Source organism: Arthrobacter sp. Dra40 (assembly GCF_059091905.1).
Window position 1 is genome coordinate 1 of sequence record NZ_JBNHHB010000047.1, and the last position, 26,164, is coordinate 26,164.

General features: G+C 66.5%; 28 protein-coding genes. 20 read left to right on the top strand and 8 right to left on the bottom strand.

Annotated features, from left to right (window positions below; translation table 11 throughout):
- Position 1: 1 nt before the first annotated feature.
- Complete coding sequence (locus tag AC5RWT_RS18210; protein WP_494081391.1) at positions 2-1,414, bottom strand: TrkH family potassium uptake protein; 1,413 nt, start codon at positions 1,412-1,414, stop codon at positions 2-4.
- 123 nt (positions 1,415-1,537) lie between these two features.
- Here AC5RWT_RS18210 and AC5RWT_RS18215 point away from each other — a divergent pair, with 123 nt between their 5' ends.
- The 7 genes from AC5RWT_RS18215 (at position 1,538) to AC5RWT_RS18245 (ending at position 8,080) form a co-directional block, all read left to right on the top strand.
- Positions 1,538-2,740 (top strand): acetoin utilization protein AcuC, encoded by a 1,203-nt coding sequence (locus AC5RWT_RS18215; protein ID WP_494042699.1) that lies wholly within the window; start codon positions 1,538-1,540, stop codon positions 2,738-2,740.
- Positions 2,741-2,858: 118 nt separating this feature from the next.
- Positions 2,859-3,332 carry an ArsR/SmtB family transcription factor gene (locus AC5RWT_RS18220; protein WP_494081392.1) on the top strand — a complete coding sequence of 158 codons (474 nt, stop codon included), beginning with the start codon at positions 2,859-2,861 and terminating at the stop codon, positions 3,330-3,332.
- A gap of 299 nt (positions 3,333-3,631) precedes the next feature.
- Positions 3,632-4,972: an NADP-specific glutamate dehydrogenase gene (gdhA, locus tag AC5RWT_RS18225; RefSeq protein WP_494042697.1), complete on the top strand. Its 1,341-nt coding sequence runs from the start codon at positions 3,632-3,634 to the stop codon at positions 4,970-4,972.
- Positions 4,973-5,073: 101 nt separating this feature from the next.
- On the top strand, positions 5,074-5,955 hold the full coding sequence (locus AC5RWT_RS18230; protein ID WP_494042696.1) for an N-acetylglucosamine kinase: 882 nt from the start codon (positions 5,074-5,076) through the stop codon (positions 5,953-5,955).
- Between the two features lie 334 nt (positions 5,956-6,289).
- Complete coding sequence (locus AC5RWT_RS18235) at positions 6,290-7,483, top strand: 3-deoxy-7-phosphoheptulonate synthase (RefSeq protein WP_494042695.1); 1,194 nt, start codon at positions 6,290-6,292, stop codon at positions 7,481-7,483.
- Between the two features lie 127 nt (positions 7,484-7,610).
- Positions 7,611-7,823 carry a helix-turn-helix domain-containing protein gene (locus AC5RWT_RS18240; RefSeq protein WP_127512893.1) on the top strand — a complete coding sequence of 71 codons (213 nt, stop codon included), beginning with the start codon at positions 7,611-7,613 and terminating at the stop codon, positions 7,821-7,823.
- 158 nt (positions 7,824-7,981) lie between these two features.
- Positions 7,982-8,080 carry a 30S ribosomal protein bS22 gene (locus AC5RWT_RS18245; protein ID WP_003792170.1) on the top strand — a complete coding sequence of 33 codons (99 nt, stop codon included), beginning with the start codon at positions 7,982-7,984 and terminating at the stop codon, positions 8,078-8,080.
- A 93-nt stretch (positions 8,081-8,173) separates the two neighbouring features.
- On the opposite strand, the gene AC5RWT_RS18250 is transcribed toward AC5RWT_RS18245, so the two are convergent.
- Positions 8,174-8,992: an HAD family hydrolase gene (locus AC5RWT_RS18250; RefSeq protein WP_494081393.1), complete on the bottom strand. Its 819-nt coding sequence runs from the start codon at positions 8,990-8,992 to the stop codon at positions 8,174-8,176.
- A gap of 65 nt (positions 8,993-9,057) precedes the next feature.
- Between AC5RWT_RS18250 and AC5RWT_RS18255 the strand changes: the two genes are divergently transcribed.
- Complete coding sequence (locus AC5RWT_RS18255; RefSeq protein ID WP_494081394.1) at positions 9,058-9,315, top strand: glutaredoxin family protein; 258 nt, start codon at positions 9,058-9,060, stop codon at positions 9,313-9,315.
- 96 nt (positions 9,316-9,411) lie between these two features.
- Positions 9,412-10,173: a redox-sensing transcriptional repressor Rex gene (locus AC5RWT_RS18260; RefSeq protein ID WP_494042692.1), complete on the top strand. Its 762-nt coding sequence runs from the start codon at positions 9,412-9,414 to the stop codon at positions 10,171-10,173.
- Between the two features lie 29 nt (positions 10,174-10,202).
- Here AC5RWT_RS18260 and AC5RWT_RS18265 read toward each other — a convergent pair whose 3' ends face one another.
- Positions 10,203-11,018, bottom strand: a complete 816-nt coding sequence (locus tag AC5RWT_RS18265; RefSeq protein WP_494081395.1) for a hypothetical protein — start codon at positions 11,016-11,018, stop codon at positions 10,203-10,205.
- A 214-nt stretch (positions 11,019-11,232) separates the two neighbouring features.
- Between AC5RWT_RS18265 and AC5RWT_RS18270 the strand changes: the two genes are divergently transcribed.
- The 5 genes from AC5RWT_RS18270 to ccsB are packed head-to-tail and all read left to right on the top strand — an operon-like array spanning position 11,233 to position 16,164.
- A complete protein-coding gene (locus AC5RWT_RS18270) occupies positions 11,233-11,895 on the top strand; it encodes a histidine phosphatase family protein (RefSeq protein ID WP_494081396.1) in 663 nt (220 codons plus the stop codon).
- A 54-nt stretch (positions 11,896-11,949) separates the two neighbouring features.
- Positions 11,950-12,564 (top strand): TlpA family protein disulfide reductase, encoded by a 615-nt coding sequence (locus AC5RWT_RS18275; protein ID WP_494081397.1) that lies wholly within the window; start codon positions 11,950-11,952, stop codon positions 12,562-12,564.
- 29 nt (positions 12,565-12,593) lie between these two features.
- Entirely contained in the window at positions 12,594-13,355 is a 762-nt protein-coding gene (locus AC5RWT_RS18280) for a cytochrome c biogenesis CcdA family protein (protein ID WP_494081407.1), read from the top strand.
- A complete protein-coding gene (resB, locus tag AC5RWT_RS18285) occupies positions 13,355-15,097 on the top strand; it encodes a cytochrome c biogenesis protein ResB (protein WP_494081398.1) in 1,743 nt (580 codons plus the stop codon). The genes AC5RWT_RS18280 and resB overlap by 1 nt, the downstream gene beginning before the upstream one ends.
- A 14-nt stretch (positions 15,098-15,111) precedes the next feature.
- Complete coding sequence (gene ccsB, locus AC5RWT_RS18290) at positions 15,112-16,164, top strand: c-type cytochrome biogenesis protein CcsB (protein ID WP_494081399.1); 1,053 nt, start codon at positions 15,112-15,114, stop codon at positions 16,162-16,164.
- A 129-nt stretch (positions 16,165-16,293) separates the two neighbouring features.
- Here the strand turns inward: ccsB and AC5RWT_RS18295 are convergent, their stop codons facing one another.
- Entirely contained in the window at positions 16,294-16,710 is a 417-nt protein-coding gene (locus AC5RWT_RS18295; protein WP_494042686.1) for a PLD nuclease N-terminal domain-containing protein, read from the bottom strand.
- Between the two features lie 86 nt (positions 16,711-16,796).
- On the opposite strand from AC5RWT_RS18295, the gene AC5RWT_RS18300 reads away from it, so the two are divergent.
- Positions 16,797-17,171, top strand: a complete 375-nt coding sequence (locus AC5RWT_RS18300; RefSeq protein WP_494042685.1) for a DUF4229 domain-containing protein — start codon at positions 16,797-16,799, stop codon at positions 17,169-17,171.
- 67 nt (positions 17,172-17,238) lie between these two features.
- Here AC5RWT_RS18300 and AC5RWT_RS18305 read toward each other — a convergent pair whose 3' ends face one another.
- The 3 genes from AC5RWT_RS18305 to AC5RWT_RS18315 all read right to left on the bottom strand — a co-directional run bounded on the left by AC5RWT_RS18305 (position 17,239) and on the right by AC5RWT_RS18315 (position 20,362).
- On the bottom strand, positions 17,239-18,120 hold the full coding sequence (locus tag AC5RWT_RS18305) for a 1,4-dihydroxy-2-naphthoate polyprenyltransferase (protein ID WP_494081400.1): 882 nt from the start codon (positions 18,118-18,120) through the stop codon (positions 17,239-17,241).
- Positions 18,121-18,243: 123 nt separating this feature from the next.
- A complete protein-coding gene (locus AC5RWT_RS18310; protein WP_494081401.1) occupies positions 18,244-19,401 on the bottom strand; it encodes an AMP-binding protein in 1,158 nt (385 codons plus the stop codon).
- Between the two features lie 10 nt (positions 19,402-19,411).
- A complete protein-coding gene (locus tag AC5RWT_RS18315) occupies positions 19,412-20,362 on the bottom strand; it encodes a 1,4-dihydroxy-2-naphthoyl-CoA synthase (protein ID WP_494043475.1) in 951 nt (316 codons plus the stop codon).
- A 575-nt stretch (positions 20,363-20,937) separates the two neighbouring features.
- On the opposite strand from AC5RWT_RS18315, the gene AC5RWT_RS18320 reads away from it, so the two are divergent.
- Entirely contained in the window at positions 20,938-21,801 is an 864-nt protein-coding gene (locus tag AC5RWT_RS18320; protein ID WP_494042682.1) for a DUF2382 domain-containing protein, read from the top strand.
- Positions 21,802-21,873: 72 nt separating this feature from the next.
- On the opposite strand, the gene AC5RWT_RS18325 is transcribed toward AC5RWT_RS18320, so the two are convergent.
- Positions 21,874-22,311, bottom strand: a complete 438-nt coding sequence (locus tag AC5RWT_RS18325) for a VOC family protein (RefSeq protein WP_494081402.1) — start codon at positions 22,309-22,311, stop codon at positions 21,874-21,876.
- Positions 22,312-22,502: 191 nt separating this feature from the next.
- Here AC5RWT_RS18325 and AC5RWT_RS18330 point away from each other — a divergent pair, with 191 nt between their 5' ends.
- The 4 genes from AC5RWT_RS18330 (at position 22,503) to AC5RWT_RS18345 (ending at position 26,091) form a co-directional block, all read left to right on the top strand.
- The gene (locus tag AC5RWT_RS18330; RefSeq protein ID WP_494042680.1) at positions 22,503-22,976 is read left to right on the top strand and encodes an SRPBCC family protein; all 474 of its coding nucleotides are present in this window, start codon (positions 22,503-22,505) and stop codon (positions 22,974-22,976) included.
- A gap of 225 nt (positions 22,977-23,201) precedes the next feature.
- Positions 23,202-24,413 (top strand): thiolase family protein, encoded by a 1,212-nt coding sequence (locus tag AC5RWT_RS18335; RefSeq protein WP_494081403.1) that lies wholly within the window; start codon positions 23,202-23,204, stop codon positions 24,411-24,413.
- Positions 24,413-25,222, top strand: a complete 810-nt coding sequence (locus AC5RWT_RS18340; protein WP_494081404.1) for an enoyl-CoA hydratase/isomerase family protein — start codon at positions 24,413-24,415, stop codon at positions 25,220-25,222. Before AC5RWT_RS18335 ends, AC5RWT_RS18340 begins: the two co-directional genes overlap by 1 nt.
- Positions 25,223-25,227: 5 nt before the next feature.
- Entirely contained in the window at positions 25,228-26,091 is an 864-nt protein-coding gene (locus AC5RWT_RS18345) for a 3-hydroxyacyl-CoA dehydrogenase family protein (RefSeq protein ID WP_494081408.1), read from the top strand.
- Positions 26,092-26,164 lie beyond the last annotated feature (73 nt).

Genomic DNA, 26,164 nt, shown 5'->3' on the forward strand with positions numbered 1-26,164 from the left:
GTCAGCCAATGATGGGCCTCTCTTCGGGGTAGTGGAACAGCTGGCGCCGTTCGCGCAGCGCCAGCGCGGCGGCCAGCGTGATGGTGCCGACGCGGCCCGCGAACATCAGCGCGCAGAGCACGTATTTGCCCTCCGGCGGCAGCTCCGCACTCAGGCCGGTGCTCAGGCCGCAGGTGGCGAACGCCGAGATGACTTCGAACAGCACCCGGTCCAGGCTGTCGCCGGTGAGGGCCAGCAGCAGCCCGGCCGCTCCGGCCACGAACGTGGCGCCCATGACGATCACCGAGATGGCCACCCGCATGGCGCCTTCCGGGATGGTCCGGCCGTGGATCTTCACGTCCCGGTCGCCGCGGGCCTCGGCGACGATGGCCAGGAACACGATGGCGATGGTGGTGACCTTGATGCCGCCGGCGGTCGACGCGGAACCGCCGCCCGCAAACATCAGGGCGTCGGAGAACAGCATGGTGGTGGGCTCCAGGTTGTTCATGTCCACCAGGTTGAAGCCGAGCGAGCGGGTCATGACGGACGCGAACGAGGCGTGCAGGACCTTGTCCCAGACGGTCATGCCGCCGATCGTCGCCGGGTTGCTCCACTCCATGGCTCCCCACACCAAGGCGCCGACCACCAGCAGAATCAGCGACACCTCGACGGTGAGCTTGGTGTGCAGGTTCCACATCTTGAAGCGCCAGCCGCGCTCCAACAGCACCATGACCACGGGGAAGCCGAGGCTGCCCAGGAAGCCTCCGGCCATCAGCGGGAGAAGGATCCACTCGTCGGTTTCGTAGGGGACCAACCCGTCAGAGTGCGGGGTGAAACCGGCATTGTTGAAGGACGAAATGGCGTAGAAGATGCCGTGCCAGACGGCCTGGGGAAAGGATTCGCCAAGCATCAGGAAGCGGGGGAACAGGATCAGCGCCAGGATCACCTCGATGATGACCGAGGTGGTAATCACAATCCGCAGCAGCGTGCCGACCTCGCCGAGACGCCCGGCGTTGCTCATGGCTGACTGGGCGATCAGCTTGCCGCGGACGCCCAGCCGCTTGCTCACCATGAGTGCCAGCAGCGAGGCCAACGTCAACGTGCCCAATCCGCCGATGAAAATAGCCAGCAGGATCACTGCCTGGCCAAAAAAGGTCCAGTGGGCAGCGGTGGAAACCACCGTCAGCCCCGTGACGCAGACGGCGGAGACCGCGGTGAAGAAGGCGTCGTACAGCGGGGTGATTTGCCCGTCCCTGGTGGCTGCGGGCAGGGACAGCAGTCCGGTGAAGACTAGGATCACGGCCACGTAGACGATCAGGGCCAGCCGGGCCGGCGAGCTGTTGGCCACGCTGTCCACGAAGTCACGGAGCGTGCGCAGGAGCCAGAATCGTCCATGCTCCCGCTCGGCCAGCCACGACGGCTGCTGTCTGGTCATTCCGATCGCTTCTGTCCGGCTCCGAAATCGCTGATGTGTTCCTTGCAGTAGTAAATCATCATTTAACCGCGCAGGGGCGGGACGAATGCTTGCACGGCAGCGGTTTCGCGTAGCCTGTCTGTGATGTCAGCTACCCCAGTTCCCGCGGTTCCCACTCTGGCGGTGTGGAGCGATTCGCTCCTGGCGTATAATTTCGGCGCGCACCATCCCATGTCTCCGATCCGGTTGGAGCTGACCGCGCGGCTGGCCGACGAATACGCCATCTTCCACCGGCCGAATGTCACCCTGGCCGCAGCCGAGATGGCCGGGGACGCCCAGTTGGAAATCGTCCACGATCCGGCCTATGTGGCCGCGGTGAAGGCGGTCAGCGACAACCCGGCGGCGGTGGATGAAGAGCGCGGACTCGGCACCGAAGACGACCCGGTGTTCCCGGGGATGCATGCCGCCAGCGCGCGGATCGCAGGGGCATCGCTGCAGTCCGCGGCCGCCATTCTGGACGGTACGGCGCTGCATGCGGTCAACTTTGCCGGCGGTATGCACCACGCGGCGCGCGGCAAGGCGAGTGGATTTTGCATTTACAACGACTGCGCGCTGGCCATCCAGCACCTGCTGGACCGTGGGGTGCAACGCGTTGCCTACGTGGACGTTGACGCCCACCACGGCGACGGCGTGCAGTCGATCTTCTACAACGACCCGCGGGTGCTGACCATCTCGCTGCACGAGACCGGCACCCACCTGTTTCCGGGAACCGGCTTTGCCAACGAAAGCGGTGGCCCGGACGCGCTGGGCAGTTCGGTGAACGTGTCCCTTCCGCCCCGCACCGGTGATGCGGCCTTCCTGCGCGCCTTCCACGCGGTGGTCCCGCAGCTGGTTAGGGCCTTCGCGCCGGAAGTGATCGTCAGCCAGCATGGGTGCGACAACCACGCCCGCGACATGCTGAGCAGCCTGCGGCTGAGCATCGACGCGCAGCGGCAAATGATGCTGGACATGGCCGACCTGGCCCGCGAGGTCGCCGGCGACCGGTGGATCGCCACCGGCGGCGGCGGCTACGACGTCTTCAACGTGGTCCCACGGTCCTGGACCCACATGCTGGCCATCGTTGCCGGCCGGCCCATCCCATTGCACAGCGAGGTGCCGCAGTCCTGGCACGAATACGTGGAGGTCAGGTACGGCCAGCAGGCCCCCCTGTACATGGGCGACGACGCCGACCTGTGGTGGCGTTCGTGGGAAGTCGGCTACGACCCGAACGACAGCGTGGACCGCACGGTAATGGCAACACGCAAGGAAATTTTCCCGTACCACGGCCTCGACCCGTGGTTCGACTGAGCTGTCCCCGCGCGGCGGACGCTATCCCAGCCGGGTTGGTGTAACGATTTTGAGCGATCCTCGCCCCCGGACCGCCGCCGGGGTGCCTGCCGGGCATATATGCGATTAGGGTAATGGAATGGCCATCGATGACGTCTTTGCAGTGATAGCTGAAGGTACGCGCCGGGACATACTCGGCTCGCTTCGCGGCGGCGACAAAGCGGTCGGCGAACTGGTCGAAGAACTCGAAGTTAGCCAGCCGACTGTCTCCAAGCATCTGAAGGTCCTGCGCGAGGCCGGCTTGGTCTCCATGCGCGCCCAGGGGCAGAAGCGCTACTACTCGCTGCAAACCCAGCCGCTGCAGGATGTGGCCGAGTGGATCGCCGCTTTCGGCATCGATGTGCTGCCCGCGGCCGAACCGGTGGCACCCGCGGTGGCGGCCGCCGTCGTTGCTCCGCAAGAGCCGGGCCACGCCGTGTCGGGGCGGAGCCTGGAGGTTCCGGTTCCGGCCAACCTCAGCCGGTCGCTGGGCCAGGCCGCCAACAAGGCAACGACCAAGGCCGCGGACCTTTTTGCGCATCTGCCGAAACTGCCGCGCCGACGCCGCGGCTGAACGCCACCCGGCAAGGGTCGGCCCCCCGGACTATGATGACCCGCACATATGGCGCCCCGCAGGCCGTCCCGACCGCGCGTGACCGCCCGCACAATCCGCGCCCCTGAACGCCGGACAGGGCCGGAATTATAGGCCTCGGCGGGTGGCAACGGCCGGCAACACCGCGGGTCGGCGCGTTACGAGGCGCTTCGGCGATATGTCAGATGTGTTTCTTGCTTCCCGCCTCCGTGTGGTTTTCTTTGTGAGGGCCTGAAGCAAGTTGAGTGCCCCAATACGTCAGCTAGGGAAGGGACGCACCCATGGATGCCCATCTGCTTGAAGTCCGCGACGAAGTCTTCCGCCGCAATCCAGGCGAAACGGAATTCCACCAGGCCGTCAACGAAGTCTTTGACACTCTGGAGCCGCTCTCCGTCCGGCACCCCGAATACATCGATGCCGCGATTTTGCAGCGCATCTGCGAGCCCGAGCGCCAGATCATCTTCCGGGTCCCGTGGATGGACGACGCCGGCAACGTGCAGATCAACCGAGGCTTCCGCGTCGAGTTCAACTCCGCACTCGGCCCGTACAAGGGCGGGCTGCGTTTCCACCCGTCGGTCTACCTGGGCATCGTCAAATTCCTGGGCTTCGAGCAGATCTTCAAGAACGCTCTGACCGGCATGCCCATCGGCGGCGGCAAGGGCGGTTCCGACTTTGACCCGCGCGGCCGTTCCGACAACGAAGTAATGCGCTTCTGCCAGTCCTTCATGACCGAGCTGTACCGCCACATCGGCGAATACACCGACGTCCCCGCCGGCGATATGGGCGTGGGCACCCGCGAGATCGGCTACCTGTTCGGCCAGTACAAGCGCATCACCAACCGCTACGAGTCCGGCGTCCTCACCGGCAAGGGCACCGGCTGGGGCGGATCCCTGGTCCGGCCCGAAGCCACCGGCTACGGCGCCGTCCTGTTCACCCAGGAGATGCTCAAGACCCGGGGCCAGAGCTTCGACGGGCAGCGCGTGGTGATTTCCGGTTCCGGCAACGTGGCAATCAACGCCATCGAAAAGGCCCAGGAACTGGGCGCCAAGGTGGTCACGGCCTCCGATTCCGGCGGCTACGTGGTGGACGAGGCCGGAATCGACGTCGAACTGCTGCGCCAGATCAAGGAAGTTGAGCGCGGCCGCATCTCCGACTACGCCGATCGCCGCGGCGCCTCCGTGCGCTACGTGGCCGAGGGCAATGTCTGGGATGTCAATTGCACCGTGGCCCTGCCCAGCGCGACGCAGAACGAACTGGACGACAAATCCGCCCGTCGGCTGGTGGAATCCGGTTTGATCGCCGTGGCCGAGGGCGCCAACATGCCCTGCACCAGCGAGGCTGCCTCCATCTTCCAGGAGGCGAATGTGCTGTTCGGCCCGGGCAAAGCAGCCAACGCCGGCGGCGTGGCGACCTCCGCGCTGGAGATGCAGCAGAACGCCAGCCGCGACGCGTGGAGCTTCGAGTACACCGAGCAGCGCCTGACCGACATCATGGTCGGCATCCACGACCGCTGCGCCGAGACCGCCGACAAGTACGGCATGCCCGGCAACTATGTGGCCGGCGCCAACATCTCCGGCTTCAAAAAGGTTGCAGACGCCATGCTGGCGCAGGGGCTCATCTAAGCCAGCGGACCCAGCAGAGTCCTGATCACGACGACGGTGCCCGCCCCTCAGGCGGGCACCGTCGTCGTTTCGGTTTCGGGGCAGAACTGTAAACTCGGTCCATGGTTCAGACACTGATCGGGCTGGATATCGGCGGCAGCAAGACGCACGGTATCCGGCTGGACGACGGCGGGGTCGTCGCCGAAGCGACAGCGGCCAGTGCCAACGTCCAGAACACCAGCCCGGCCCAGGCCGCAGCCGCCTTGTCCGAGGTGTTTGGCCGGCTCGGCGCGGCCCGCGTCGCTGCGGTCTACGCCGGGGCCGGTGGAGTCGACACCGAGGGCGACGCCGAAGCGCTGCGCGCGCTCATTGCCCCGCTGGCCCCCGGGGCGGATATCCACGTTGTCCACGACACCCGGCTGGTGCTGGCCGCCGGTCACCGGAGCACGGGAATCGGTGTGATTGCCGGCACCGGATCGTGCGTGTGGGGCATCAATGCCGCCGGCGAGGAAGCCCGCGCCGGCGGCTGGGGGCACCTGCTGGGGGACGAAGGCAGCGGCTACTGGCTGGGCCGCGAAGCCGTCCGGCATGCGCTCTCCCGACTGGATTCGGGCCTGCCGCCGGACAGGCTGTCTGCGCTGCTGCTGGCTGACTGCGGGCTGCGTAAACCGGTGGACTTGATAGCGCTGTTCCACTCGCCCCAAACCGACCGGCGGTTCTGGGCGGACAAGTCGCGGGTGGTGGTGGCCGCCGCCGAGGACGGCGAGCCGCCCGCTGTAGCGATCATCGAGAGGGCCGCTGCCGACCTTGCCGACCAGATCCGCCTGGTGGCGGACCGGCTCAGCCTCGCCGGCCCAGTGGTCCTCGGCGGCGGCCTGGGCGTCAACGTCCGGCGTTTCCAGCGGTCGGTAGCTGCGGCGCTGGAGCCGCACGGCATCACCGACCTCCAACCGCTGGACCGGGAACCGGTTTTCGGCATCGACGTCCTGGCGGGGCTGGCCTAGGCAGCTTTTCCGGCCCGGTGCCGCGAACCGGAACGGTGTTCGGCCCGCGGTAGGCGTTTCAACGGCCCGCGGGAGGCCGCGCCGCCGTCGTCATAATCGGTCATGTCGCGGCGGTCGGTTTTCCGGCTCCGACAGGTTCGGCATAGAGTGCAGGCATGACGACTCGTTGGTATGCGTATTTTGCGTTGGCTCTGGAGGGGCCTGACGTAACCGCTTAGCGCGTACGCATACCTACCTTCAGAGCCAACAGGGCAGAGATGATTCTCTGCCCTTCGCCATTTCTCCGGCGGGTTCTGAATCCGAGGTCCCGCCACCAACAGACGGGACACCCACCATGAATGCACCTGCCAACCACCTCTTGGAAGCGGCCGCGCAGTCCGACGCAACGGCGCCGGGCACGGGCGACGGGGTGGGCGCACAGACCGCGGCGCGCGGCACGAACAACCTGCGGGTGAGCAGCTTCAAGCCGCTGCCGTCGCCGGGAGAGATTATGGCGGAGCAGCCGCTGGCCGCCGAAGCCGCCGCCGTGGTCGCCCGGGGCCGGGAGGAAATCCGTGCGGTCATGGACGGCGTGGACAACCGGCTGCTGGTGATCGTGGGTCCTTGCTCCATCCACGACACCGTGGCTGGTCTGGACTACGCGCGCCGGCTGGCACAGGTGGCGCGGGAACACCGCGAAGAGCTGCTGATTGTCATGCGCACCTACTTCGAGAAGCCACGCACCACGGTGGGCTGGAAGGGCCTGGTCAACGACCCCCGGCTGGACGGCTCCCACGACATCGCGGCCGGGCTGCGGCTGGCACGCACTTTCCTGCTGCAGGTGGCGGAGCTTGGCCTGCCTGTGGCCACGGAGTTCTTGGAACCGATCAGCCCGCAGTACCTGGCGGACCTGGTCAGCTGGGGTGCGATCGGTGCCCGGACCACGGAGAGCCAGATCCACCGCCAGTTGGTGTCCGGCCTGTCCATGCCGGTGGGCTTCAAGAACGGAACCGACGGCGGGCTGCAGGTGGCACTCGATGCTTGCCAGGCAGCGTCCGCGGCGCAGACGTTCCTGGGGATCGACGGCGAGGGGCGTGCGGCGCTGGTGGCCACCAATGGCAACCCGGACACCCACCTGATCCTGCGCGGCGGCAAGAGCGGCCCGAACTACGGCGCCGACCAGGTGGCCGCGGCGTCCGAAGCGCTGGCCGAAGCAGGCGTGAATCCGCGGCTGATCGTGGATGCCAGCCATGCCAACAGCGGCAAGAGTCACCACCGGCAGGCCGAGGTGGCACTGGAGATTGCGGCGCAGTTGGAGGCCGGCGGCAGCGCCATCGCCGGCATCATGCTGGAGAGCTTCCTGGTCGGCGGAGCACAGAAAATGGACGTGTCTGAAAACGCCGACGGGGCCGGGCTGGTCTACGGACAGAGCGTGACCGACGCCTGCATGGAGTGGGACGTGACGGCCGATGTGCTGGCGCAGTTGGCGGCGGCCGCCGGACATCGCGGGGCAAACGCTGCCTTGCAGACAAAGACCGTGCAGCAATAAAACCCTTAAGCTACAGTGGCCGCTTTCACTTTCGCCACAACAGCCTCTAAAGTATCTAGGAAGAGGGTTTGGGGCAGGGCAAGGCGGCACGCCGTCGTCGTTGCTTACAGTAAAGGAACAGTGCGAAATGGCTGACGAGAACAACTTCTCGAATGTGCGCTTCTTGACGGTGTCGGAAGTGGCCGCAGTCATGCGCGTGTCCAAAATGACCGTTTACCGGTTGGTGCATTCGGGCGAGATGCCCGCTGTGCGCTTCGGACGTTCCTACCGGGTGCCCGAGTCGGCCGTGGAGGAGTACCTGCGCGGCGCGGTGATCGACCGCGAAACCGGCACCGCCTAACGCCGGGTACCGGCTCCCCGGCGTCCGGCGGTCAATGACGGGTGCACGGAAGCTGTACCCTGTTAAGGAACGTTTTACGTCATCGTCGAAAAACCGTAAGTTGGCTTGTGCCCTGCCGGGCACCGGCAGCACGGAAACTATCAGTGAATGAGGGACTCGTGGGTTCAGTTATCAAGAAGCGCCGCAAGCGTATGGCCAAGAAGAAGCACCGCAAACTGCTTCGCAAGACCCGCCACCAGCGCCGCAACAAGAAGTAGGACCCGTTAGCCGGTTCCCAAGCTTCCACGGTCCGTCAGGAAACTGGCGGACCGTGTGCATTTAACGCCTGCCTGGCAGGGGAAGACCGGTGCTTAAGCTGCCGGCCGGCGGAATTTGTTCACGCCGCGCCAGAGCCCGTACACCGCGCCCGCGCCGGTGGCGGCCTTGAGCCCGAGCGTGGCCGCGCGGCGTCCGCTGCGGAAGTCATAGACCGGCCAATTGTTCCCGCGGGCGTGCCGGCGCAGCCTAACATCCGGGTTGATGGCCACCGGATTGCCCACCAGGGTCAGCAGCGGGACATCGTTGTACGAGTCGCTGTAGGCCCAGCAGCGCGCCAGGTCGAGGCCCTGCCGGGCAGCCAGCTCCTCGACCGCAACCGCCTTGGCCGGACCGTGCAGGATGTCCCCGATCAGGCGTCCGGTGTAGGCCCCGTCCTCGACTTCGCCGACCGTGCCCAAGGCGCCGGTCAGGCCCAGCCGGTCCGCGATCACGGCGGCGACCTCCACCGGTGTTGCCGTGACCAGCCAGACCTTCCGGCCCACGCGCAGGTGCTGGTCTGCCAGCGCCCGGGTGCCGGGCCAGATCTTCGAGGCAATCACTTCGTCGTAGACCTCGTCGCCCAGCTGCTTGACGTCGTCGCTCAGCAGGCCGGTGGCCAGGGCCAGGCCCGTGTCACGGATGGACTGGATGTCCTTCAGGTTTTCCCCGCGCATCAGGAACCGGGCCTGCTTGAACCCGAAGCTGGCAGCGTCGCGCATCCGGAAGGCCCCGCGCTGGTACATCTTGCGGGCCACGTGGAACAAGCTGGCACCGCGCATCAGCGTGTTGTCGACGTCGAAAAATGCAGCCTCCGTCCCCGGGTCTGCGGAGACCGAAGCTCGCTGCGCATGGCCGGCGGCGGACTTGGACATACTTCGAGTCTAACGAGGCGCCGGCGATTCCCCGTTCACCGCCGCCGGCGGCTACCGTGGAAGGCATGAACGGATCCGAGGGCCGCAACCACGAGTTGGTGCTGCTGACTAAACCCGGCTGCCATCTGTGCCAGACTGCGCGGGAGACGGTGGAGCGTGTTGCGGGGGAACTGGGTGTCTCCTGGGAGGAAAAAAACATCCTCGAAAACTCGGAGCTTGAGCGCCGCTTTGCCGAAGAGATCCCGGTGGTCATGATCGACGGCGTGCAGCGGGACTTCTGGCACATCGACCCGGACCGTTTGCGCCGCCTGCTCACGCAGTAGGGCGACGGCCCCCGCGTCATCCGAGTTGGAGACCGGCGCGGCGGAGCTTAATCTAAGGGAACACCAGCCATCGGTAGGACAACCGCCGGGGCAACCATGATCCGGAACCGCTGGAGACAGCCTGGGCCGGAGCCCGCAGCAGGCATCGGAGCGAGAACAGTGACCCACCTGACGGATGCCGAGGCGGCCAAGCCTTCCGGCCAGGAGATCCCGCCGGCTGCGCTCGCACGCCTGACCATCTACCTCCGGGCGCTGAATTCGCTGATGGCCGCTGGCACGGAGCGCATATCGTCCGAGCAGTTGGCCGAATCCGCCGGGGTCAGCCCGCCCACCCTGCGCAAGGACCTGTCCCACCTGGGGTCGTTTGGAACCCGCGGCGTGGGCTACGACGTCCGCCTGGTCAGCCAGGAGATTTCGGCGGCCTTGGGTCTCATGCACGAGTGGAAAGTGGCGATCGTCGGTGTCGGCAACCTGGGCAGGGCGCTGGCCGGCTATTCCGGTTTCAGTACCAAGGGGTTCGGCGTCGTGGCGCTCTTCGACGCAGACCCGCTCGTCGTCGGGTCGGAGGTGGCAGGGCTGCGAGTCAGCCCCATCACTGAGCTGGAATCCGTGCTGCGCCAGACCGGGGCCAACATGGCGGTCATGGCCGTGCCTGCCGGTGTGGCCCAAGGGCTCTGCGACCGGCTGGTTGCGGCCGGAGTGATGAGCATCCTCAGCTTTGCGCCGGTGGTGCTCCAGGTGCCGCCGTCCGTGCAGCTGCGCAAGGTGGACATGGCCACCGAACTGCAGATTCTGGCCTACCACGCACAACGGGCGCAGGACACGGTGAACAACTCCGAGTCCAGCGCCCGTCCTTAGCCAGTGGTGCAGCCGGCTGCCGTACTGACTTAGCGGCCGTAGATACCGTACTTGTGGGCCTTGGTGGCCTGGAAGAACTGGTTCGACGCCGGCAGGAAGAGCAGCACGATCGCCGCGACGCCCAGCAGTACGGATAGGGTCCCGAACCAGAAGTTGAAGAGCCCAAGCAGCGACAGGGCGGCAAACACGGTGCCGGTGATCCGGGCCCAGTTCTTGCCCGCCTTCACGCCGAAGGCCACCAGCAGGTACAGCCCGACGGCGATCACCGCGGTGATGACGATGATCACTCCCGCTGTGCCGCTCATCATCTGCGACAGCTCTGCGTCGGAGAATTGGCCGCCCTGCTCACCGAGGGCCTCACGGACCGACGGATCCTTGAGCACCGTTGCCATCGTGCCATCCAGGTTCGACAGCTCGGTCAGCATCTCGATGGCCGTCATCGCCGCCGCTGCGATGATCAGCCAGAAAGCGATGACCACCTCGCGCGGCCGAGTCGGCTTGGCGCCGGTCTGCGGTTGGCCGCTCGGGTAACCGTATTGACCGGGCACGGCGTTCTGGTAACCGTACGGCTGCTGCCCGTACTGCTGGCCATACGGAGACTGGCCCTGCTGGCCCTGGCCGTAGGGCGGCTGCTGGCCGTACTGCGGGGCGTTCTGCCCGTACTGCGGCTGGCCCTGGCCATACTGCGGTGCGTTCTGTCCGTACTGCGGCTGGCCGGAGCCGGGCTGTTGCGAAGCGTTTTGGCCGTACTGCGGCAAATTCTGTCCGTACTGAGGCTGTTCCTGGCCGCTGGGCCGGCCTTCCCCGTCACCGGGCGTGTTCGGTTCGTTCTGTGGGGTGCTCATGGCCGGATCCTTTTCATCTCATCCACACGGTCCGGGTCTGCGAGCCCGGCCGCCGAGGCTCTTGGCAGCTGTTACTGCAACACTACAATGCAGGTCAGCGCCGTGTCGGTCGCTCGGAAGGATGATTTTGCGGCCCGCTGGCGGCCGAACAGCCCGGGCCGGCGGGCGATAAGGGCTTTTGGGCAAACACGCCCGGTTTGAGACACTTGTAACCATGCCCGAAGCCATTGTCCATCTGCTCCGCCACGGCGAGGTCCACAACCCCGACCGTGTGCTGTATGGCAGGCTGCCGAGCTTCCGACTGTCTGAGCTGGGGCAGGAAATGGCCCGGCGTGCCGCAGACTACTTCTCGGAGCGCCGGAGGGGCGGCGCCACGATCAGTTATCTGGTGGCCTCGCCGCTGACCCGGGCGCAGGAGACCGCCGGCCCGACCGCGAAGGCGCTCGGCCTCGAGATTGTCACCGACGAGCGGATCATCGAAGCCGAGAACCACTTCGAGGGCCTCAGCGACATCCGCTCGCACCTGCGCGAGCCGCGGTACTGGCGGCGCCTCTACAATCCGTTCCGGCCGTCCTGGGGGGAACCGTACACGTCGCAGGTCGCCCGGATGCGTGAAGCAATCACCGACGCCCGGCGCCAGGCCGTCGAACGCGGTGGCCCGGGGGCCGAGGCGATCCTGGTCAGCCACCAGCTGCCCATCTGGGTCACCAGGTTGGCCAGCGAGGGCAAACCGCTCTGGCATGATCCCCGCCGCCGGGAGTGCACGCTGGCGTCGGTGACCTCCCTTGAGTTCGACGACGGGCGCCTGAGCGCGGTCCGCTATGCCGAGCCCTGTGCCGATTTGCTGCCCGGTGCGGCGAACTTGCCGGGAGCATAATAGAATTACTACGCGTTGTAGAAGTGGGATGCCCTCAACCCCACGAAGAAGAGTGTGACTGTGACTGCCGATAATCCCCGTTCGTTCAACCGCCGTACCTTGTTTAAAGTCGGTGCGGGGCTGTTTGGCGCCCTGTCGCTGGCCGCCTGTTCCGTTGAGGACCCGCTGGCCCAGCAGGCCAACGCCGGAGACAACAAGAACTACATCGCCGGCGATGGGTCGGTCACCGAGTACGCGCCCGGATCCCGCGGTGAACCGGTGCAGCTGACCGCCAAGCTCTTCGACGGCACCGCCGTCAATGCAGCCGACTGGGTGGGCCAGGTCACCGTGCTGAACTTCTGGTATGCCTCCTGTGCGCCCTGCCGGCTGGAAGCGCCTGACCTGCAGGCCCTCAGCGAGGAGTTCGCCGACGGCGCGCAATTCTACGGCGTCAACATCCGGGACGAGCGGCCCACCGCCGAGGCCTTCGAGCGCAACTTCGGCATCACCTACCCCAGTTTCATGGACAAGGACGGCGGCATCCTGCTGGCCATGACGTCCTATGTGCCGCCACAGGCTGTCCCGACCACCTTGGTGCTGGACAAGGACGGCCGAGTCGCCGCCCGGATCCTGGGCGTGGCGGACAAGGGCACGCTCAAGGCCCTGATCAAAGACGCAGTGGCCGCGTAGCCGTGGGATGGGCGACGGCCTCGCTGCCGATGACCTTGGGGGGTGCCTTCGGCGACACGGTGCTGAACGGCTCCGTGCTGCTGGCCATCCCCGTGGCCATGCTGGCCGGGCTGGTCTCCTTCCTGTCCCCGTGTGTACTGCCGCTGGTTCCCGGCTACATGGGCTACGTCACCGGGCTCACCGGCGTGGACCTGGAACGCCAGCGCCGCGGCCGGATGTTCGCCGGCATCGGCCTGTTCGTGCTCGGTTTTTCCATCGTCTTCGTGTTCATCGGGGCGGTCTTCGGCCAGCTGGGTGCCTGGCTGAAAGGCAGCGACGCAGACTGGATCACCCAGCTGCTCGGCGTCGTCGTCGTGGTCATGGGCATTATCTTCATGGGCGGTCTGTCCTTCTTCCAGCGCGACCGCAAAATCCACTCCCGTCCACCCGCGGGGCTGTGGGGTGCCCCGGTGCTCGGCATGACGTTTGGGCTGGGCTGGGCGCCGTGCATTGGCCCCACCTTCTCCGCGGTCCAGGCGCTGGCGTACTCCGGCGGCGCGGACGCGGCCAAGGGCGCCTTCCTGGCCTTCATGTACTGCCTGGGCCTGGGCATCCCGTTCCTGCTGATCGCGCTCGGCGTGCGGCGGGGGATGGGCGCCATGGCGTTCTTCCGCCAGCACCGGCTGTTCCTGCAGCGGGCGGGCGGAGCCATGTTGGTAGTTTTGGGCCTGCTGATGGCCACCGGGCTCTGGGGGGACTGGGTGACGCAATTGCAGGATTGGTTTGCAAATGAAGTGAGGCTCCCGATCTGATGAGTCAGACCCCCGACGGCGCTCAGCGCCATGACGACGCCGGTGCCCCGGCACCGGGCGGACCGGTCACCGGCGGCGGCAAAGGCCGTGCCGGTACCGACCGCAAGCCCAACCGCAAGCGGGACGACGTCGCGGTCCCCGCGCTGGGGTTCCTGGGCATGCTGCGCTGGGCTTGGACCCAGCTGACCAGCATGCGCACCGCGCTGTTCCTGCTGCTGCTGTTGGCGGTGGCCGCGGTACCGGGCTCGCTGTTCCCGCAGCGCCCGGCCAACCCCGCCGTGGTGACCCAGTACCTCGCGGACAATCCCGAGGTCGGGCCGTGGCTGGACCGCTTCCAGCTCTTCGACGTCTACTCCTCGGTGTGGTTCTCCGCCATTTACCTGCTGCTGTTCCTGTCGCTGATTGGCTGCGTCATCCCGCGCGCCATCCAGCACTACAAGGCCATGCGGTCGCAGCCGCCGCGGACACCGCGCCGGCTGTCCCGGCTGCCCGAGTACGGTTCCATGGCGGTCCCGGCCGAAGCAGGCGTCTCCGCGCGTTCGGCGGTCGAAGAGGCCGCCCGGCTGCTGAAGCGCCGCGGCTACCGGGTGGACGTGCGCGACGCGGACACCGACCGGCCCTCGGTCGGCGCCGAACGCGGCTTCGCCAAGGAAATCGGAAACCTGATCTTCCACACCTCGCTGATCGGGGTGCTGGTCTCCGTGGCGATCGGCGGCCAGTTCGGCTACACCGGCCAGCGGGTCCTGGTCGAGGGCGAAACGTTCGTGAATTCGCTGATCGGCTACGACAGTTTCAACCCAGGGACCGGCTTCACCGAGGACCGGCTGGACCCGTTCTCCCTGACCCTGGACAAGTTCGAGGTGGTGTTCGACCGCGAATCGACGACCCACTACGGGCAGCCGCTGGACTTCACCGCCACCATGTCCGTGCGCGATAAGCCGGGGGAGCCCGCCGAGCAGCAGGTCCTGAAGGTCAACCACCCGCTGACCATCGGTGGCAGCAACGTCTACCTGATGGGCAACGGATACGCGCCCGTGGTGACCATTAAGGACGGCGAGGGCAACATCGCCCACCAGGGCCCCGTCGTCGCCATTCCCAACGACGGCGCCTACACCTCCACGATGGTGATCAAGGTGCCGGACGCGAAGCCAGAGCAGCTGGGCTTCGTGGGCTTCTTCCTGCCGACGGCGATGGAAGGCGAAGACGGCGTGGCCTACGGCAGCGACCCGGACCCGATGAACCCGCGGCTGTACTTGAACTCCTACTACGGTGATCTGGGCCTGGACAACGGCGATCCGAAGAACGTCTTTGTCCTGGACACCAGCAACCTCACCGTGCTCAATGACCGCAACCAGGACGACGGCGGCATCGAGCTCGCCGCGTACGAGACGAAGGAACTGCCCAACGGAATGGGCAGCATCACCTTCGACGGATTGGTGCGCTATGCCGCGCTGGACATCCACCACGACCCGGGCAAGCTCGGGGCGCTCGTCTTCTCCTCGCTGGCGATGGCCGGCTTGGGCGCCTCGTTGTTCATTGGGCGGCGCCGCGTCTGGGTGCGCGCCGGCACCCACGACGACGGACGGACGATGGTGGAGTGGGGCCTGCTGGCCCGCGGCGAAGACCACCGGCTGAGCCCTGAAGCAGCCACCATCAGCAAACTCCTCCGCGACCAATGGCTGACGGATGCCGGCCCACAGGCGCACAATAGCAAGAGCGCCGCCGGCGTTGACAACTCCTAAGGACACCTCTTCCCATGCCCACGATTGACCAAACACTGGCCCAGTACAGCGAGCTCTTTATCTTGCTCGGTGCGATGACGTTCACCGTCGCTTTCATCGCCTTCTGCTGGGATTTGGCGAAATCCAGCAAGACCATCAAGGCAGTCGAAGACCGGCTGGCCGCCGAGCACGCCACGGCGGACTCGGCAGTGCTGGTCGGCGCCGCCGGCGGCACGTCCAGACCCGCTGGCGGCAGGAGCGCCGGTGGGAACGAAGGCCAGGCGCACGCGGTCGAAATGGCCGCGGACTCGATGAACTACGGCAAGGAACGCCGCGCCGCCGCGCGAATCGGTGTGGCCCTCACCGTGCTGGCAACCGTTATCCTGGCCGCCGGCGTGGTGGCCCGGGGGATGGCAGCGCACCGGGTGCCGTGGGGCAACATGTACGAATTCTGCACTACCGGCGCGCTGATGGTGGCGGTTGTCTACCTGATTGCCCTGACCCGGAAGGACCTGCGGTTCCTCGGCTCGTTCGTCATCGGGCTCGTGGTGATCATGCTGATCGCTGCCACCATTGGATTCCCGACGCCGGTGGCCCACCTGATTCCCGCCCTGCAGAGCTACTGGATCATCATCCATGTTTCGGTAGCGGTGCTGGCGTCCGCGCTGTTCACCCTGACCTTCGCCATGTCCGTGCTGCAGTTGATCCAGGCCAACCGTGAGGCCCGTGGCCGCGCCGGCAAGGCGGACAAGCTGGGCTTCATGCGGCTGGTCCCCTCCGCACTGACGCTGGAGAACGCCGCCTACCGGATCAACGCCGTGTCGTTTGTCTTGTGGACCTTCACCCTGGTGCTCGGCGCCATCTGGGCCGAAGAAGCCTGGGGCCGCTATTGGGGCTGGGACACCAAGGAAGTCTGGACGTTCGTGATCTGGGTGGTCTACGCCGGCTACCTGCACGCCCGCGCCACCCGCGGCTGGACCGGCACCCGCGCCGCCTGGCTGTCGATCGTCGGCTACCTCTGCGTGGTCTTCAACTTCACCATTGTCAACGTCTTCTTTGCCGGCCTGCACAGCTACGCCGGAGTCTAGGACATAGCCGGGGCGGGGCCTCGCTGAAGGAAACCCGCCCCCGACTCCGCAACGAAAGAAGGCCCGCAGCTCTGGATTCACTCAGAGCCGCGGGCCTTCTTCGAAACCGAGGGGTCTCGCGCCTGATTATTAGCGCGGACCGTTGTCCGGGTCGTCTTCGCTCAACTGCCGGTCGTCATGGGTGGCGGGCTTGTCCTTGTTCCCGTGCTTCGGGTCCTCGGTCTTCTTCAGCTCCTGCTCACGCCGGTGCAATTCCTCTTCGCGCTGTTTGGCGCGGCGCTGTGCATCGAGCGTGCGCAAGAACGCAATGTCATCGTCCGGGGCTGCCGGGCGGGGCGCTTGCTGGGGCTGTCGGCCCACCGCGCGGGGGCGGCCCCACATAAACCACATCAGGGCCCCGATCAGCGGGACCAAGATGATCGTGAGGATCCATCCCGGTTTGGAAATGCTGCGCACCTCATGGGACCTGGACCGGACGCACTCGATCAGGGCATAGATCACCACCGCGAGAGCCAGTACCGCGAGCAGGATATAGAGACGGACCATGAATTAATTGTAGGTGAGCGCTGCCCTGCGGACTGCGGAAACCGTGGACTGTCCGGGTGATCTCGCGGGCAGCGTAAACTTGAGGCGTGGCTTTTTGGAAATTCAGCGCCCTGCGGCTCGGCATTATGGCCGTCATCTTTGTTATTTGCCTGTTTCTGAGGCTGGGCGTCGTCTACTCCGCCCTAGCGGCCGCGGTCATGGGCTGGTGCATCACCTACCTGTTCTTCCGGGAGATGAGGGACGAAGCCGGGAGGGCACTAGCCAGCCGTTTCAACAAGGGCATGACGGCACCGCGGACCTCCACGGAGATCTCCGACGCACTGGCCGAGGACTCCGCGGTCGAGCAGCACGGCGAGCTGCGGGTGGATTCGGACCGCAAGCCCAAGCCAGCACCGCAGCAGGCACCTCAGCAACCGTCACCGCAGCAACCGAACGAACCCCGGTCCGAGGACCAGCGCTGACCATACCGGCAACCGGTCCGGTTCCGGCCTGCAGGGTTGACCGAGGGCGTTGGCCCGCAGCAACCGCCTACATGATTTCGCTGAGCACCAGGCCCAGGCCGAAGGCCACTGCGAACCCCAGGTTGATCAGCCCGGTCTGCTTCAGCACCGGAATCAGGCTCTCGCGCTTTTTGCCCTTGAGCATCAGCCAACTCGGGGTGAGGCACGCCGGCACCAGCAGCAGGACCAGCAGGATCCACGGGTAGTCGTAGACCAAAAGCAGCGGCAGCAGTAGGGCTACCGCCAGCATCATGACGTAGCTGATGCGCGCAACCTCGTCGCCCATGCGGACCGCCAGCGTCATTTTCCCCACCTCGCGGTCCGTGGGAATGTCGCGGACGTTGTTGGCCATCAGCAAGGCAGTGGCGATCAAGCCGGTACCGACCGCGCCGATGAAGGACTGCCAGCTGACCTGGAGGGCCTGGGTGTAGGTGGTTCCCATGGTGGCAACGATGCCGAAGAACAGGAACACGTAGACCTCGCCCAGCCCGCGGTAGCCGTACGGGTTGTTGCCGCCGGTATAGCCCCAGGCGGCGATCACGCAGCCCACGCCCACCAGCAGCAGCGGCCAGGTCTGGGACAGGATGATCAGTGCCAGCCCGGCGACCATGGCGAGCCCGAAGCTGCCGAATGCTGCGGCCTTGACAGCCTGCGGCGTGGCCAGCCCGGAGCCGGTCAGCCGCAGCGGGCCAACGCGCACGTCGTCGGTGCCGCGGACGCCGTCCGAATAGTCGTTGGCGTAGTTCACCCCCACCTGGAACAGGATCGCGACCAGTGCGGCCAGCACGGCAAGCAGCGGCCGGAAGGAACCCAGTTCGTAGGCGGCCGCGCTGCCGATGATCACCGGCGCGATCGACATCGGAAGCGTTCGGGGGCGTGCCCCTTCGAGCCATTGCCCGGCTGTAGCCACTGTGGAGGATCCTTACCTGTGGGGGACTGGTACATCATGGGCTGCGGGCATCCGCAGCAAGGTTCTATTCTCGCCCATGGGGGCCGGCGAGCCGTGCAGCAGGCGGAGCAGGAGTGCCGGATGTCACGGTTGCGGCGGTTCGGCGCCGGGCTGCCCGCCGCCGTACGGCGCGGCCTCCGCGGCCGACCGGCGCAGAATGTCCGCCACGGCCAGGCGGTCCGGTTTGCCATTGGATAGCAGCGGCAGCGCGTCCAGGTGCACAATGTGCCGCGGGACGGCCGGACCCCCCAGCGCCGCGCGGACGCGCGCCCGGATCTGATCCACGGTGGCGGAACCGACGACGGCGGCGCCCACCTTGGTGCCCCACTCCGGATCTGCGATTCCGGCCACCAGTGCCGCCCGCACCTCCGGCAGCCCTTCAATTGCCTCGGCGACGGCAGCCGCCGATACCTTGACGCCGCCGGTGATCAGCACGTCGTCCGCGCGCCCGCTCACGGTGAGCGCACCGGCGTCGTCGACCTCACCCAGGTCTTCGGTGCGGAACCACCGGGTGCCGCCGGACTCGCTGAAGTGCGCTGCGGTCAGTTCCGGGTTCTCCAGGTAGCCGCCGGCCACCACATCGCCGCCGATCAGCACCCGGCCCTCTTGGAGCTGCAGCCTGACGCCCTGAAGCGGCACGCCGTCGTACACGCAGCCGCCGCAGGTCTCGCTCATCCCGTAGGTGTGCACGATCTTCAGGGAATGCTTGGCCGCCTCGGTCCGCAGCGCCGCCGGCATTCGGGCCCCGCCCAGCAGGATCGCGTCGAAGCGGCGCAGCGCCTTGACCGTTTCCGGCGCCGCGGCGGCGAGCAGCCGGTGCAGCTGGGTGGGCACCAGTGACGTAATCCGGAACCGGTCGGTCAGCGCGGAGGCAGCGTCGGTGAACGCCTGCGCCGTGAAACCCTGGGACAGGTCCATGGCCCAGGGCCGGGTGCCGGCGTACAGCGAGCGGATTAGTACCTGCAGGCCGGCCACGTAATTGGGCGGGAGCGTCAGCAGCCACTGCCCCTCGCTGCCGAGCCGCAGCGCAGTGCCCATCGACGACGCGGCCAGCGCGTCGGTCCCCAGCATGGTGGCCTTGGGCGTGCCGGTGGAACCCGAGGTCCGGACAATCGCGGCGGTTCCCGGAGCCAGCCCGGGTGAAGCCACCGGCAGTGGGGTTCCATCGGCTGCGATTTCGACGGCGGGACCCTCGCCGCCCAGCGCTGCCGCCAGCGCGGAGAGGGCCGGCTCTATGTCCATCCCCGCCGCCTTAGAAGTAGTAGGGGTAGGAAGACCAATCCGGGTCGCGTTTGGCCAGAAACGCTTCCTTGCCCTCGACGGCCTCGTCCGTCATATACGCCAGCCGGGTGGCTTCACCGGCGAAGACCTGCTGTCCGGCCAGCCCATCATCGGCAAGGTTGAAGGCGAATTTGAGCATCCGGATGGCCTGCGGCGATTGCCGCGCGATGTCCGCGGCGTACTCCAGCGCCACCTCTTCAAGACGCTCGTGGTCGACCGCCTCGTTGACCGCACCCATGCGGACCATGTCCTCGGCGGAGTATTCGCGGGCCAGGAAGAAAATCTCCCGCGCCGCCTTCTGGCCGATCTGGCGGGCCAGCAAGGCCGAGCCGTAGCCCGCGTCGAAGCTGCCCACGGTGGCATCGGTCTGCTTGAACTTGCCGTGCTGGCGGGAGGCGATGGTCAGGTCGGAGACCACGTGCAGCGAGTGCCCGCCACCGGCTGCCCAGCCGTTGACGACGGCGATGACCACCTTGGGCATGGTGCGCATCAGCCGCTGGACTTCCAGAATGTGCAGCCGGCCGGCGCGGGCCGGGTCGATAAATTCTGCGGATTCCCCTGCTGCGTTTTCTACCGGGTACCGGTAACCGTCCCGGCCGCGGATGCGCTGGTCGCCTCCCGAGCAGAACGAGTGGCCGCCGTCCTTTGCGGAGGGGCCGTTTCCGGTCAGCAGCACCGTGGCGACGTCCGGCGTCATCCGTGCATGGTCCATCGCTCGGTAGAGCTCGTCGACGGTGCCGGGGCGGAACGCATTACGCACCTCCGGCCGGTTGAACGCGATGCGCACGGCGGGCAGGTCGCGGACCACGGCGCCGTCGGCGTCGCGCTCCACCTGGCGATGGTATGTCATGTCCTGGAAGTCGAAGCCTTCCACTGCACGCCAGCGCTGTGGGTCGAAGAGGTCGGAAACCTTCTCCGGCAGGTCAGGCTGCGCCTGGCCGGTGCTGCTGGCGGAGGTGGTGCTGGCTGGGGTAGGGGTCTCGGAAGTCACCCTTAGAGTTTATCGTTGCGGTTCGAGGACCTCCTGCCGGGTTCGCCGGGTCATCGACTGGGGAATCCGGCCACAAATTCCTGTTCGGCGGTGCCGGCCCGCACGCCACCGCGCCCGGCCAAGGCAGCGCGCGGGGTGTGGCGAGGAATCACTGCGCAGGCCGCCGGCAGGTGGTTTCCTCACGAGGTTTTTTTGGCCGACGGGGTTGCAGGTGAATGCTAAGCATGCTTTGCTTACAACGTAATCAACCTTCCGGCCAACAGTGGATTTACAGAACCAGGGGCCGATGCAAACCGGCCTTCCGGTCCTCCTGTCAGCTCGGGGTCTGAACCCGCTGGGGAATGGGAACCCAGTCCGACGGCCTCCGATCTGACCGCCTTTACCCGTTGAAGCGGGGACGGTAGAACCATCACAAAACCATCATCGCGCCCGGCAGCACAACCGTGCCGGCGGAGCGTACTCGCCCCGGTCATCCCGTGGCAGGTGGAAACAAATAAGGAGATGAAATGATCGCCAAGGATAAATTCGACCGTCTGGTCGGCAGCAACGCCAATGTGATCGATTCCGAAGGGAGCAAGATCGGTTCGCTCGGGGAACTCTACCTCGACGACCGGACCGATGAGCCGAGTTGGGCGACGGTCAAGACCGGCCTGTTCGGCATGTCCGAAAGCTTCGTCCCGCTCGACAATGCCACCACCGAGGGCGGGGACCTCCGCGTGCCTTACACCAAGGACCAAATCAAGGACGCCCCGAGGGTGGACCCGGAGGGACACCTGGAGGAGGCAGAAGAGGATCGCCTCTACCGTCACTATGGCTTGGCGGCGGGCAACGCGGGCAACGCAGGCTACAGCGGAACCGGCCGCCATACCGGCACCGAAACCGCCGGGACCACAGGCACCGCCGGTACAACCGGCATGACGGATAGGGACACCTCCCGCGAAACCACCGGCAGGCGCGGAACGGACTACGACACCTCCCGCGCAGGGGCCGACGACGCGATGACCCGTTCGGAGGAGCGGCTGCGGGTGGGCACCGAATCCCAGGAAGTCGGGAAGGCAAGACTGCGCAAGTATGTCGTCACCGAGAACGTCACCCGGACCGTCCCTGTTCAGCGCGAAGAGGTGCGCCTCGAGCGCGAACCGATTACTGACGCCAACCGTGGCGATGCGCTCTCCGGGCCGGACATCAGCGAGGCTGAGCACGAGGTGACCCTGCACGCGGAAAAGCCGGTGGTGGACAAGGAAACCGTCCCGGTTGAACGCGTCCGGCTCGATAAAGATACCGTCACCGAGCAGGAGACCGTTTCCACGGACGTCCGCAAGGAAGAAGTCGAGGCAGATGACGATGTGAAGGGCCGCAAACGCCACTAATCGTTAGGTGTTTCTCGCCGCGCGGGGCCCCAGGGGATTTACCTCTGGGGCCTCTCGTTGCCCCGTAATGCCCTAGGAAATGCAGAACTCGTTGCCTTCCGGGTCGGCCATCGTGTGCCAGCCCTGCGGGCCCTGCGACTCCGAGTACAAGAAGGTGGCACCACGGGCTTCGAGCCGTGCCCGGACCACGTCCTTGTCTTCCCCGGCCAGGCGGACGTCCCAGTGAACCCGGTTCTTGACCGACTTGGACTCCGGAACCGGCTGGAAGAGGATTCGTTGCCTGGCTTTGCTCCCTACCTGATCCGGCGGGCAAATCGCAGCTCCGTCCTTCCACACGCGAACGTTGTTGTGGACGATGGTGTCGGCGTCGGTCGCGAATCCTTGCTCGATCATGCTGGTGATGAAGTCCTGGTCGGTGGGTTCCAGCGCCCAACCCAGCGTTTCCGCCCACCAATCGGCTTGGGCATGTGCGTCCTTGCAATCAACCGCCATCTGGATGTTGTACGTCATGGCGTAGAGCGTAAAGGCTCCCGTCTGCCAGCGGTAGGGGAACACGGACAGCAATGGTCCTCAAACAGCAGGTCGTGGCATGGTGGCTCGGCGGCGCCGGTCCGCCACCCGTTGACTCGCGGCTCCATGAAGTCACACCTACTCTCCACTAGGCTGTTGGCAGACCGACGACTCCTGCCGAAAGAGCCACTGTGGGCCATCACCTTGAACTAGTCCAGCACATCAACGCGCCGGTGGAAGCAGTCTGGCGCGTCCTGACTGACATCCCTGGTTCCGCCCGAACCCTGAGCTCCATATCCCGGGTGGAGATCTTGACGCCCGGCGACTACGCCGAGGGCTACCGGTGGCGCGAGACCCGGAAGATGATGGGCAAGGAAGCCACCGAGGAGATGTGGGTGGCGGACGTGGATGCGCCGACCTCTACCACCGTCAAGGCGACGTCCAACGGGGCCGACTACACCACCCGGTTCACACTCGCGCCGGCAGACGGCGGCACCCGGCTCACCATGTTCTTCGGCGCCGAGATGGAGAATCCAGGGACTTTCGCCAAAGTGATGCTGGCGGTGTTCGGGAAGCTCGCAATAGGTATCACGCGCAAGCAGATGGCCAGGGACCTGGAAGAGATCGCGGCCAAGGCCGAGGGCCGGGACCAAACCGCAGCGTGATGCTGGTGCCGGAAGGCGCTGAAGTCCGCGGCGCTGTCCGAGAAACCCTTGGGACCTTTGCCGGTGCCAACTGCTACAACTCGCCTCTGGCCGTCATATCAGTTGACCGGCCCCGAGCGGCGTGGGATTCTTTATAGAATGGTCGGTCGGTAATTTCTGCTGTCAGGCAGCCGGAGCGGCCGCTCATCGTCATCGTTGATCGATCAAGCGCGAGGGATTATTTCTATGGCTGAGGCATTCCTGATTGGCGGGGCGCGGACCCCGGTTGGCCGCTACGGAGGCGCACTGTCCGCAGTCCGTCCCGACGATCTGGCGGCGCTGGTCGTCAAGGAAGCCGTCGCCCGGGCCGGCATCGATCCGGATACGGTCGAAGAGGTCATCCTCGGCAACGCCAACGGCGCGGGTGAGGAAAATCGGAACGTGGCCCGCATGGCCTGGCTGCTGGCCGGCTACGCCGACCACGTTCCCGGCATCACCGTCAACCGCCTGTGTGCCTCCGGCCTGAGCGCCATCATCCAGGCCTCGCACATGATCAAGGCCGGCGCGGCAGACATCGTCATCGCCGGCGGCGTGGAATCGATGAGCCGGGCCCCGTGGGTCCAGGAGAAGCCGGCCAAGGCCTTCGCCAAGCCGGGCGAAATTTTCGATACTTCCATCGGCTGGCGCTTCGTCAACCAGCGTTTCGCCAAGGGCGACCTCAGCCGCGGCGGCAAGATGACCTACTCCATGCCGCAGACCGCGGAGGAAGTGGCCGACGTCTACGGCATTTCCCGCGAGGACGCCGACGCGTTCGCCGTCCAGTCACACGAGCGTGCCATCGCAGCCATCGAGGCGGGCCGGCTCAAGGAGGAAATCGTCCCGGTGACGGTCAAGGGACGGAAGGGCGACACCGTCGTCGACACCGATGAGGGACCCCGCCCCGGAACCACGCTAGAGGTTCTGGCCGGACTCCGGCCCATCATCAAGCCTGACGGCGTGGTCACCGCGGGCAACTCCAGCTCGCTCAACGACGGCGCCTCGGCGATCGTGATTGCGTCCGAGGCCGCCATCAACAAGTTCGGCCTCACACCCCGCGCCCGCATTGTCGACGGCGCCTCGGCCGGCGTCGCGCCGGAGATCATGGGCATCGGCCCGGTGCCCGCCACCCGAAAAGTGTTGGACCGCGCAGGCTGGAGCATCGATGACCTGGGCGCGGTGGAGCTCAACGAAGCGTTCGCCACCCAGTCGCTCGCGGTGCTGCGGGACCTGAAGCTGGACCAGAGCATTGTGAACAACGACGGCGGTGCCATCGCTTTGGGGCACCCGCTCGGTTCCAGCGGCTCCCGTCTGGTGGTGACCCTGCTGGGCCGGATGGAGCGCGAGGGCGCACAGCGCGGCCTGGCAACCATGTGCGTGGGCGTCGGCCAGGGCACGTCGATGATCGTCGAGCGGGTCTGATGCTTTTCGCCGACTACTCCTTCACTACGCTGCGCGTGGATGAGCGCGATGACCGCGTCCACGTGACGTTGAACAGGCCGGACGTCCGCAACGCCATCGACCAGGCCATGGTGGACGAACTGCACTCCGTGTGCGCCGTCCTGGAGCGCGAACCGCGGATCCTGATCCTGTCCGGCACGGAAGTCAACGGCAAGGGGATCTTCGCCTCCGGCGCGGATATCTCCCAGCTGCGTGAACGGCGCCGCGACGATGCGCTGGCGGGCATCAACTCCACCGTTTTCCACCGCATTGCCCGGCTGCCGCTGCCGGTCATCGCGGCCCTCGACGGCTTCGCCCTCGGCGGGGGAGCGGAATTGGCCTACGCCGCCGACTTCCGCATCGCCACGCCGTCGGTGAAGATCGGCCAGCCGGAAACCGGCCTGGGCATTATGGCCGCGGCCGGAGCTACTTGGCGCCTCAAGGAACTGGTGGGAGAGCCGCTGGCCAAGGAGATCTTGCTGGCCGGCCGCATCCTGGACGCCGACGAAGCGCTGGCGGCCCGACTGGTCACCGAAATCCACGAGCCCGCCGAACTGATCGACGCCGCGCACGCGCTGGCGGACCGGATCGGCAAGCAGGACCCGCTGGCAGTCCGCCTCACCAAGACCGTGTTCCACACCCCGCGTGAAGCGCACCCGGTGATCGACACCGTCGCCCAGGGCATCCTGTTCGAATCCCAGGCCAAATTCGACCGGATGCAGGCGTTTCTCGATAAGAACGCTGCCAAGAGTGCCGCCCGTAGTGCCGCGAAGCAGAACGAACCCAAGTGAGCGAGATGAACCCTGTGCAGAGTATTCCCAACAACGTAGGTGTCCTCGGCGGCGGCCGCATGGGCGCCGGCATCGCCCACGCGTTCCTGACCGCGGGAGCCGACGTCGTCGTGGTGGAGCGCGACGACACGGCGGCCCAGGCTGCCCACGAGCGGGTGGCCGGCGCGTTGGCCAAGAGCGTGGAGCGTGGCACCACTGACGAGTCGCTGGATGCGCTGAAGTCCCGGCTGTCCGTGTCCGTCGACTACGGATCGTTCGCCACCTGCGGTCTGGTGGTGGAGGCCGTGCCGGAGGACTTCGACCTTAAGTCCACCGCGCTGAAGGCCGTGGAAGCCCAGCTTTCGCCGACGGCGTGGCTGGCGACGAACACGTCCTCGCTGTCCATCACCAAGTTGGCCGACCAGCTGCAGCGGCCGGCCAACTTCTGCGGCCTGCATTTCTTCAATCCGGTGCCGGCGTCGCAATTGGTGGAAGTGGTGCTGGCTCCGAAGACGTCGGACGAGCTCGCCGCCGCCTCCAGAAGCTGGGTCGAGGCACTGAAGAAGACCGCCGTCGTCGTCAATGACGCGCCGGGCTTCGCCTCCTCGCGGCTGGGCGTGGCGATTGCGCTGGAGGCCATGCGGATGGTGGAAGAAGGCGTGGCCTCGGCAGAGGATATCGACGCCGCCATGGTGCTGGGCTATAAGCACCCGGTGGGCCCGCTCAAGACCACCGACATCGTGGGGCTGGACGTCCGCCTGGGCATCGCCGAGTACCTGCACTCCACGCTCGGGGACCGGTTTGCTCCGCCGCAGATTCTGCGGGACAAGGTGGCCCGCGGGGAACTCGGCCGCAAATCCGGCAAGGGTTTCTTCGACTGGGAGAAGTAACCGATCCCCGGACAGGGATGATCGGGTGCAGCCTGGCCGCGGGCCGGGCTGCACCTGTTTGACCTGCGCAAGG